This window comes from Yersinia nurmii, from assembly GCF_001112925.1.
Classification (GTDB): domain Bacteria; phylum Pseudomonadota; class Gammaproteobacteria; order Enterobacterales; family Enterobacteriaceae; genus Yersinia; species Yersinia nurmii.
Map to the genome: position 1 here is coordinate 1 of NZ_CPYD01000025.1, position 7,266 is coordinate 7,266.

Here is a 7,266-nt window from a genome sequence, read left to right on the forward strand (position 1 = left end):
TTGCTGTTAGGCCAGAATATTATCCGGCTGTGCCTGAATCACCACCTTACCGGGCACCACACTGATCGCCAGCGGTTGCCCGGTCAGGCCGCACTGCGTCAGCCAGTCCTCTGGCAGAGACAGATTGCCGTTATCCCGTATCTAGTTCACGCAACCACAGCCAGCCAGAACCCGGTTTAAAATTCGCCGGCTAGCTTCTGGATGAAGAATCGGGGTTGCACTATAACCGCTTCCGCTACTACGACCCGCAGGCCTGCTGTTACTTAAGCCCGGACCCGATAGGGCTGGCGGGGGGCGAGAACCCTTATGCCTATGTTCCGAATCCACTGACGTGGATCGATCCGTTAGGGCTGGCTGCTTGTAGTGTCTCTAAAGGTTTTTCTAGAAAAGATAAAATTACACAAAGGTGGGTTGATAAATTATCAGGTAAAAAACCTGCGGATGTTGATGCGTTCCTGACTAGCCGTGGTTGGACTAAACATTATCCTCAAGCAGGAAGACCCGATGCGATTCAACATACTCAATATGTACGTACTACTAAATCCGGGGCAACATATAAACTAGATTATCACCCAGGAGGAAATGCAAGTCAGCCGAATATACACGGAAATGACTACTGGAAGGTTTATAAAGTCAAGAATGGTGGGGATGTTGTCTTTGGAAGGATCGGTCATGGTGAATTTAAAAACTACGATCTAATAAAAGACTCTCCAGTATATATTGATGGGATGTTAAGAAATGGTGGCTTCTAATATGATAAGCTTTAATGCTGATATAATATCTGGTTGTTCATTAGGCAATGTTAGCCTGAATGAAAATATATCTTCATATATAGGTGAAATGTATTCTTCTTTTAAGGTTGAGGTTAAGGAATACTCTCTTCCTGATGGGAGTAAAAAGAATGCATATATAATAAATAAAACTATAACGATCGCAACTGATCATGAAGGTTTAATATTCTCAATTGGTTGTAATCAAGAATATAAAGGGAAGTATAAAAACATATTACATACAGGGCAATCGATGAAAGAGGTTATTGCTCTAACTGAAAAACAACGTATATTTAATGGCTCAGTTATTATTGACGATGATTTTGGCTTTTCGCTTATATTGCCATCACCTTATGATGAAATCGGGGATAGCATCGAAAATATACCTAGTGATTTGATATTTAAAGAAATATATGTTTCTGATTTTTCTTCATGGCGATCAGGTTATTGAATGAGGCTGGATATTAATCTCTTGGGTACAGCTAGCCATTAAAAAGTACTGAGGAAACCGCCATAAATAAAAGCCGGGAAGGGCATCTTTGGATCTTCCCGGCTATTTTTTATCTGTTGTTACGTCACAGATTACCCGGTCGAACCTTAATCACCACCTGACCGGGTATTACGCTGATCGCCAGCTGTTGCCCGGTCAGGCCGCACTGCGTCAGCCAGTCTCCCGCAAGGTAAAGTTCGCCGTTATCTCGTATCTAGTTCACGCAACCACAGCCAGCCAGAACCCGGTTTAAAATTCGCCGGCCAGCTTCTGGATGAAGAATCGGAGCTGCACTACAACCGCTTCCGCTACTACGACCCGCAGGCCTGCTGTTACTTAAGCCCGGACCCGATAGGGCTGGCGGGGGGACATAATCCGTACTCATACGTACATAACCCGTTGGGGTGGATTGATCCGCTTGGGTTGAGTACATGTAATGCACCGAATGGTTATAGAGCCGGTTATGTAGATCCCCATGGTAATTTATCTCCAGGAGTAAATCGTGCTTCGGGACATACGAATAGCGAAACTGATGGTTTGTCCAAAGTCACCACCCTATTCAGGATGTATGGGTCAAGAAAAAAATTAGTGGATATCACCGGGACTCTGCACCAGCAACATTATTGAAATCAGCATCTGGTAGCCCTCACGCTAAAATTAGTGCGGCTCAACGAGTTCGACGTGCTTTACCTGGTGGTTGTGATACAACGTTGAAGCAGGAGTTCAATACTAGTTATAGCGAAATGTTAAAAGCTGGAGTTCCGGTAAAACAAGCAAGACGAGTCCTTAATGATGCCTATAAATATTTTGATGGATTCAGAGAAAGTAACAAACTCAATCCGTTCTTTGATATTTAATGCATTGTCATTTTAATAATAAAGGTGGTTGTATATGGATAAAGATAAAGTTTTAGAAGAGTTAAAACGCATAGAGTTGAGTCAAGGTATTAAATTACCAAATGCGTATAAGAAATTTTTATCTGAGGAAGTGCAAGATAAAGACGTCTATGAGATAGAAAATAAACAAGGTGGCTCTGTTTATATATTTAATTATCTAGATGTTATTGAGAGAAATGAAACGTATACAATACAAGAGGTTGAACCGGACTATTTTTTAATAGGACAAGATGGTGATCTTGGATATTTTATTTGCTCAAAAGATAATAGTGATAAAATTTATAGTTTAGATCTTGGTGCTCTTGGTAGTCTAGATATGGATGAGGAAGCAAAAGATCTATATGATTTACGAGCATGATTTTTATTAAGATATATCTATAGTTGGGCCGGGAGGATCTCCCCTAGATCTTCCCTGCTATTTTTATCTGTTACTACGCCAATATGCTCCCGCCTGCCTGTGTTGGCATCGGCGTGTGCGGGGTCAATGGCCGCGCACCGGGGTTAGGCTGCGGTGTCCTCTGCACGCTGAGTTCCCGGCTTGCGTCCATTAAACATAATGCGGGGGGATTATACGTAGTGCGCCGCTCGTAAACTCTCGCCGCTGTTGGCCTCGGTGCTCACCTGGGCACTGGGGTGTGCCGCCATCCCTGGCGGGGTGAGGTCGGTGTTGTGTGCCAAGGTCAACGGCCAAGGTGAGGTCGGCCAAAGGCCTCCGCTGAAAGCGTTGATACCCGCCCAGCGGCCGGGTCGTGCCCTACGGTGAAGAAGCAGGCCACTCCTTACCGTCTCGCCAGCTCACGCTCCCCACCCTGGTACGGTGTGGTCATGAAAGCCTTGCCCCCTCACCTCCGTGCATCAGAGCGCCGCAGAACGTCGCTGCGGGTTCTATGCCACCCGCGCCCGTAATCCGGCCCCGTCACCCCGGCGGTGGGGCTGCCGGAGTGCCGTGGCCGGAGCCGGAACACCCAGCGTTACGCAGTAACGAAAACAAGGGGTTAACGGGAGCCGGGGGTGCCGTTATACTGCGTGAAGACGAAAAAACGCACGTCGGGGCTGTCGTGTTGCGTGGATGTTAAAGAGTAACGGGTTATAGCCGGGAAGCCAGTAACGGTGCGGGCGGTAGCGTGCCAAAAAGTACGATGACGTCGGGATCGTTCCTATGACCCGATAGGGCTGGCGGGGGGATTAAATCCTTACTCGTATGTACATAATCCGCTTACTTGGACCGATCCGCTTGGGTTAACGAGTTGTGGTATCAAATATAGTGAACTTGATAGTTTAGACCGACCAACAGGAGTACAGGCTCGATTAAATGCAAGCCATATAAATACTGGAACGCACGCAAATCCTAAAATTCAACCTCCGGGATTTATTACTGGTGCCGGTTCTAATCGAGCAAGGGGCCATTTACTTGGTCGTCAATTAGGTGGTTCCGGGGATGATGTACGAAATCTAATTACTATCCAACAGCGTCTAGCTAATACACCTGTAATGAGTGGCATAGAGGGGCGTATAAGAAAAGCCTTGGAGCAAGGAGAAATTGTTGATTTGAATATAACCCCTATTTATCACGATCCTTCCAGAATACCGGCTGGTATCACAATAAAGGCAGAGGGTTCGGGGGGCTTCTTCGAGCACGTTACAGTTCTTAATCCTCCAGGAATGTAAATATGATGATAAATAATCTAGTTAAAATATTGGTACCTCCTGCTTCCCCTTTGGAATCAGGATCTGGAATGAAATGGCCTTTGATTGAGGAACAACTATCCTTTCCCTCTGATTACATTGATTTTATAAATGTATATGGCTCAGGCCGTATTGCGGATTTTATTGTCATATTTAACCCTTTTAGCAAAAATGCAGATGTGAATTTTTTTGAACAATATAAGCTCATCTTAGAAGATCTTAATTATCTTATCGATTCCGATAGCGATTATTATAAATATCAATTATATCCAAAAGATAATGGATTAATTCCATTGGGCGTCACTGACAACGGCGATTATATTTTTTGGACTATGAAATCTAAGAGTGATAGTGAATTATGGGGAACTGCTATCATTCCAGCAAGGTCATCAGAGGTTGAGTATTTCGAAAATAACCTAATCACTTTGCTAGAAGGATTATTAAAAAATAGGTTTAAATCTAAATCTTTTCCTGATAACTTTCCTCCTGATGTTATTAAATTTGAAAGTATATAAATCTAAAAGCCGGGGTTCTTCTCGGCTTATTTTTTTATTGAGCTGTCGCTGTTCAGCCCACTAAAAAACGGCCTCCTTAACCACCTGTTTTGCCTTGTAAAACTCTTCACGCAGTTCCTGCACCTCGTCATTGTCGGTGATGATGGTCAGGCACCCCTCCGAAATCCTCACGGTAACGCCGGTTCCGGTCACAAATCCCGCTTCTTTTAGCCAGTCGCCCTTAAGGTGCAGGCTGGGATGCTGTGAGTAATACGTGGTCATGCCGGTTTTACGTTCTTCGTGTCGTGCTCTGACATAGCCGACTTTAAGACGGCGCTGTGTTTTGGAAAGGGTGACTTCTGGCGTAATATCGTGTTCAGCCATGATTAGATCCCTTAGGGTTGGCAGCTTGTCCATTGGCTAACGCTGGTAAAGTTACTCCTAAGCTAAGTCAGGTTCAAAGAAACAAAGCTGTTGGTGATGGTGTTCGCGATGCGATTGCTCTCGAAAGAGGTACAACTAGAATTGAACAGAACTTCCGTGTAACTGGCGGGCTTAGGCGGATGGACGTAGTTGCCGGCACTACTGGTATTGAATCTAAAGTTGGCCGAACAGGATTAACTTCACGAGTACGTCAAGAACTAGCTAGAGATCTGAAAATCCTAAGAAGTGGGCAGCTTGATCGCATTGAATGGGTATTTACAAAAAGCCCAACGACTGGAAAAATAGGACCAACGAAGGCTCTTGAAGCTATTTTAAATAAATATGAAATACCAATTATTTATCGGTAGGTAACGCAATATGAAAATTAAATCAATAAGTGATTTTTTGATTAATAATGGCTTTAAATCGAATGGTGAAAGTGATTTTTTTAAAGAAAACGATGAGTTTATAAAGTGCGTTAACATTCAAAGGAAAAGCTCTGGAGATGTTTTCTTTATAAATCTAGGTGTTAATCCTATTTTTAATGGATATGGTGATGAAAATCCTCCTCGAAAAGAAATTGATTGTTACATACGTCATCGAATAAGTTCGGGTAATGAACTTGATGCTTTTCCATTAAATACTGGCGATGATGTTGATGCTGCAATTAACAAGGTAAAGAATGAGGCTTGGCCATTCTTTGATTTCTTTAGCTCTCTTGATAACGTTTTTGGCTCAATCAAAGTAAAAGATCTTGAGGAAGGGACTATCCCGAAAGAGTTACAATCTATGCCTCGTGCTAGATTGGCGTTGATGTGTATGAGGTACTTCTCCGCCACTAAGAATACCACTCAGGCATATGACTTTGCAAAATATGGTCTTTCAGTTGCAGGCATGGCTGTTGGCTTAAAAAAAGAATTTAAGAGTATTATGAAAGAAGTTGAGTAATTTATAATGGCCCGGAATATCTATTTATATCTTCCTGGCTGTTATTATTAAGTCAACATATTATCTTATTTTACCCGAATTACTACCTGACCGGGAATTACGCTGATCATTAGCGGTTGCCCGGTCAGGCCGCACTGCGTCAGCCAGTCCTCTGGCAGAGACAGATTGCCGTTATCCCGTATCTAGTTCACGCAACCACAGCCAGCCAGAACCCGGTTTAAAATTCGCCGGCCAGCTTCTGGATGAAGAATCGGGGTTGCACTATAACCGCTTCCGCTACTACGCCCCGCAGGCCTGCTGTTACTTAAGCCCGGACCCGATAGGGCTGGCGGGGGGACATAATCCGTACTCATACGTACATAACCCGTTGGGGTGGATTGATCCATTAGGACTGGCGGCTTGTCCTCAAAAGTGGGATGTTGGTAGCTATGAAGACTTGAGAAGTGCAGTTAAAGGCAAGAATCTAGAATTTGATGCTCACCACGTCGGCCAAAAAGCCATTATGAAAGACTTAGTTAAAGGTTACGATCCTAATACTGCACCTTCAATGTTAGTTCCAAAAGTTGGTCATACGACGTCTAAAGAAGTTGTTGGCATTGTCTCTAGAAGTATGACTAATCCAACAACAGGAAAACCATTTACTTCTGCGAGAGATGTTATTGCTAGAGATATAAGGGAACTGCGACGCGTATATCCAGATGTTCCAAATAGTAAGCTTCAAGAACTTATTAATATGAATAAATCCATGTACCCTGAAGTTAGAGTTAAAAATCTTGGGAGGTAATGTATGGCAAACGATAAGAAAGTAGTTGAGGCAATATTTAATGAGTTGTTTTTTGATAATCTCCCTCGTTATAAGGGGGCATTAAGCAAATCTCCTGATGCTAATAAAGATGTTTATGCTAGAGCAAGAAATGCTATTGCTAAGTTAGATCAAGAAGATAAAGATGCAGTATTCGAATTTTTTAAAATAATTATTGCAGACACTGCTTCTGTTATCTTGGGAACTATTGATGGTTCACATTTCCCTAATGATATTGATGGTGATTTTAAGTTGTCTTATGAAGATGAAGAAATCCAAGGATGTTTGCAGGATTACTTTATCGCGGGGGCTGAAGGCATAAATACATATAAATAAAAACTAGGAAGCCCTATGTTGGGTCTTCCTAGACATTTTTATCTTTCGTTATGCCAACATATTACCCTGCTGAATCCTAATCACCACCTGACCAGGCATCACGTTGATCTCCAACGGTTGCCCGGTCAGGCCGCACTGCGTCAGCCAGTCTCCCGCAAGGTAAAGTTCGCCGTTATCTCGTATCTAGTTCACGTAACCACAGCCAGCCAGAACTCGGTTTAAAATTTGCCGGCCAGCTTCTGGATGAAGAATCGGAGCTGCACTATAACCGCTTCCGCTACTACGACCTGCAGACCTGCTGTTACTTAAGCCCGGACCCGATAGGGCTGGCGGGGGGCGAGAATCCTTATGCTTATGTTCACAATCCCCTTACATGGGTCGATCCATTAGGATTGACTGGATGTTCTACGCTTGATCGTAT

General features: G+C 43.5%; 13 protein-coding genes and 4 pseudogenes. 13 read left to right on the forward strand and 4 right to left on the reverse strand.

What is annotated here, in order from left to right; translation table 11 throughout:
• The 3 genes and pseudogenes from AD970_RS20695 to AD970_RS18230 form a co-directional block, all read left to right on the forward strand.
• A partial coding sequence (locus tag AD970_RS20695) for a hypothetical protein (protein WP_049602406.1) occupies positions 1-180 on the forward strand: 180 nt, incomplete at its 5' end.
• 20 nt (positions 181-200) lie between these two features.
• Positions 201-362, forward strand: a pseudogene (locus AD970_RS19955) (RHS repeat-associated core domain-containing protein); the annotation flags it as partial.
• Positions 363-738: 376 nt separating this feature from the next.
• Positions 739-1,221, forward strand: coding sequence for a hypothetical protein (locus AD970_RS18230; protein ID WP_235786972.1), 483 nt, complete (start codon positions 739-741; stop codon positions 1,219-1,221).
• Positions 1,222-1,345: 124 nt separating this feature from the next.
• Here AD970_RS18230 and AD970_RS20390 read toward each other — a convergent pair whose 3' ends face one another.
• The gene (locus tag AD970_RS20390) at positions 1,346-1,474 is read right to left on the reverse strand and encodes a SymE family type I addiction module toxin (protein ID WP_072080709.1); all 129 of its coding nucleotides are present in this window, start codon (positions 1,472-1,474) and stop codon (positions 1,346-1,348) included.
• A gap of 35 nt (positions 1,475-1,509) precedes the next feature.
• Here AD970_RS20390 and AD970_RS20625 point away from each other — a divergent pair.
• The 5 genes and pseudogenes from AD970_RS20625 to AD970_RS18240 all read left to right on the forward strand — a co-directional run.
• Positions 1,510-1,695: pseudogene (locus AD970_RS20625) on the forward strand (RHS repeat-associated core domain-containing protein); the annotation flags it as partial.
• Positions 1,696-1,844: 149 nt separating this feature from the next.
• A complete protein-coding gene (locus AD970_RS20630) occupies positions 1,845-2,117 on the forward strand; it encodes a hypothetical protein (RefSeq protein WP_408068313.1) in 273 nt (90 codons plus the stop codon).
• 34 nt (positions 2,118-2,151) lie between these two features.
• The gene (locus tag AD970_RS18235) at positions 2,152-2,514 is read left to right on the forward strand and encodes an SMI1/KNR4 family protein (protein WP_049602410.1); all 363 of its coding nucleotides are present in this window, start codon (positions 2,152-2,154) and stop codon (positions 2,512-2,514) included.
• A gap of 815 nt (positions 2,515-3,329) precedes the next feature.
• Positions 3,330-3,824 carry a DNA/RNA non-specific endonuclease gene (locus AD970_RS19240; RefSeq protein WP_235786976.1) on the forward strand — a complete coding sequence of 165 codons (495 nt, stop codon included), beginning with the start codon at positions 3,330-3,332 and terminating at the stop codon, positions 3,822-3,824.
• 2 nt (positions 3,825-3,826) lie between these two features.
• Positions 3,827-4,357: an SMI1/KNR4 family protein gene (locus AD970_RS18240; protein WP_049602412.1), complete on the forward strand. Its 531-nt coding sequence runs from the start codon at positions 3,827-3,829 to the stop codon at positions 4,355-4,357.
• Positions 4,358-4,417: 60 nt separating this feature from the next.
• On the opposite strand, the gene AD970_RS18245 is transcribed toward AD970_RS18240, so the two are convergent.
• Entirely contained in the window at positions 4,418-4,720 is a 303-nt protein-coding gene (locus AD970_RS18245; RefSeq protein WP_049602417.1) for a SymE family type I addiction module toxin, read from the reverse strand.
• A 32-nt stretch (positions 4,721-4,752) separates the two neighbouring features.
• On the opposite strand from AD970_RS18245, the gene AD970_RS18250 reads away from it, so the two are divergent.
• Positions 4,753-5,127 (forward strand): hypothetical protein, encoded by a 375-nt coding sequence (locus AD970_RS18250; RefSeq protein ID WP_235786973.1) that lies wholly within the window; start codon positions 4,753-4,755, stop codon positions 5,125-5,127.
• A gap of 10 nt (positions 5,128-5,137) precedes the next feature.
• On the forward strand, positions 5,138-5,707 hold the full coding sequence (locus AD970_RS18255; RefSeq protein ID WP_049602413.1) for a DUF4304 domain-containing protein: 570 nt from the start codon (positions 5,138-5,140) through the stop codon (positions 5,705-5,707).
• A gap of 65 nt (positions 5,708-5,772) precedes the next feature.
• Here AD970_RS18255 and AD970_RS20395 read toward each other — a convergent pair whose 3' ends face one another.
• The gene (locus AD970_RS20395; protein WP_072080710.1) at positions 5,773-5,889 is read right to left on the reverse strand and encodes a SymE family type I addiction module toxin; all 117 of its coding nucleotides are present in this window, start codon (positions 5,887-5,889) and stop codon (positions 5,773-5,775) included.
• Positions 5,890-5,924: 35 nt separating this feature from the next.
• On the opposite strand from AD970_RS20395, the pseudogene AD970_RS18260 reads away from it, so the two are divergent.
• Both AD970_RS18260 and AD970_RS18265 read left to right on the forward strand, forming a co-directional pair.
• Positions 5,925-6,491: pseudogene (locus AD970_RS18260) on the forward strand (RHS repeat-associated core domain-containing protein); the annotation flags it as partial.
• A 3-nt stretch (positions 6,492-6,494) separates the two neighbouring features.
• Entirely contained in the window at positions 6,495-6,845 is a 351-nt protein-coding gene (locus tag AD970_RS18265) for a hypothetical protein (RefSeq protein WP_049602415.1), read from the forward strand.
• A gap of 48 nt (positions 6,846-6,893) precedes the next feature.
• Here the strand turns inward: AD970_RS18265 and AD970_RS19250 are convergent, their stop codons facing one another.
• Positions 6,894-7,028 carry a SymE family type I addiction module toxin gene (locus AD970_RS19250; RefSeq protein ID WP_072080711.1) on the reverse strand — a complete coding sequence of 45 codons (135 nt, stop codon included), beginning with the start codon at positions 7,026-7,028 and terminating at the stop codon, positions 6,894-6,896.
• 35 nt (positions 7,029-7,063) lie between these two features.
• On the opposite strand from AD970_RS19250, the pseudogene AD970_RS19255 reads away from it, so the two are divergent.
• Positions 7,064-7,266 (forward strand): annotated as a pseudogene (locus AD970_RS19255) (RHS repeat-associated core domain-containing protein); the annotation flags it as partial.

Bases quoted from the DNA above. Each gene is read 5' to 3' on its own strand.
- AD970_RS18235 (WP_049602410.1), top strand. From the start codon at position 2,152: ATGGATAAAGATAAAGTTTTAGAAGAGTTAAAACGCATAGAGTTGAGT.
- AD970_RS18265 (WP_049602415.1), top strand. From the start codon at position 6,495: ATGGCAAACGATAAGAAAGTAGTTGAGGCAATATTTAATGAGTTGTTT.
- AD970_RS18230 (WP_235786972.1), top strand. From the start codon at position 739: ATGGTGGCTTCTAATATGATAAGCTTTAATGCTGATATAATATCTGGT.
- AD970_RS18240 (WP_049602412.1), top strand. From the start codon at position 3,827: ATGATGATAAATAATCTAGTTAAAATATTGGTACCTCCTGCTTCCCCT.
- AD970_RS18245 (WP_049602417.1), bottom strand. From the start codon at position 4,720: ATGGCTGAACACGATATTACGCCAGAAGTCACCCTTTCCAAAACACAG.
- AD970_RS18255 (WP_049602413.1), top strand. From the start codon at position 5,138: ATGAAAATTAAATCAATAAGTGATTTTTTGATTAATAATGGCTTTAAA.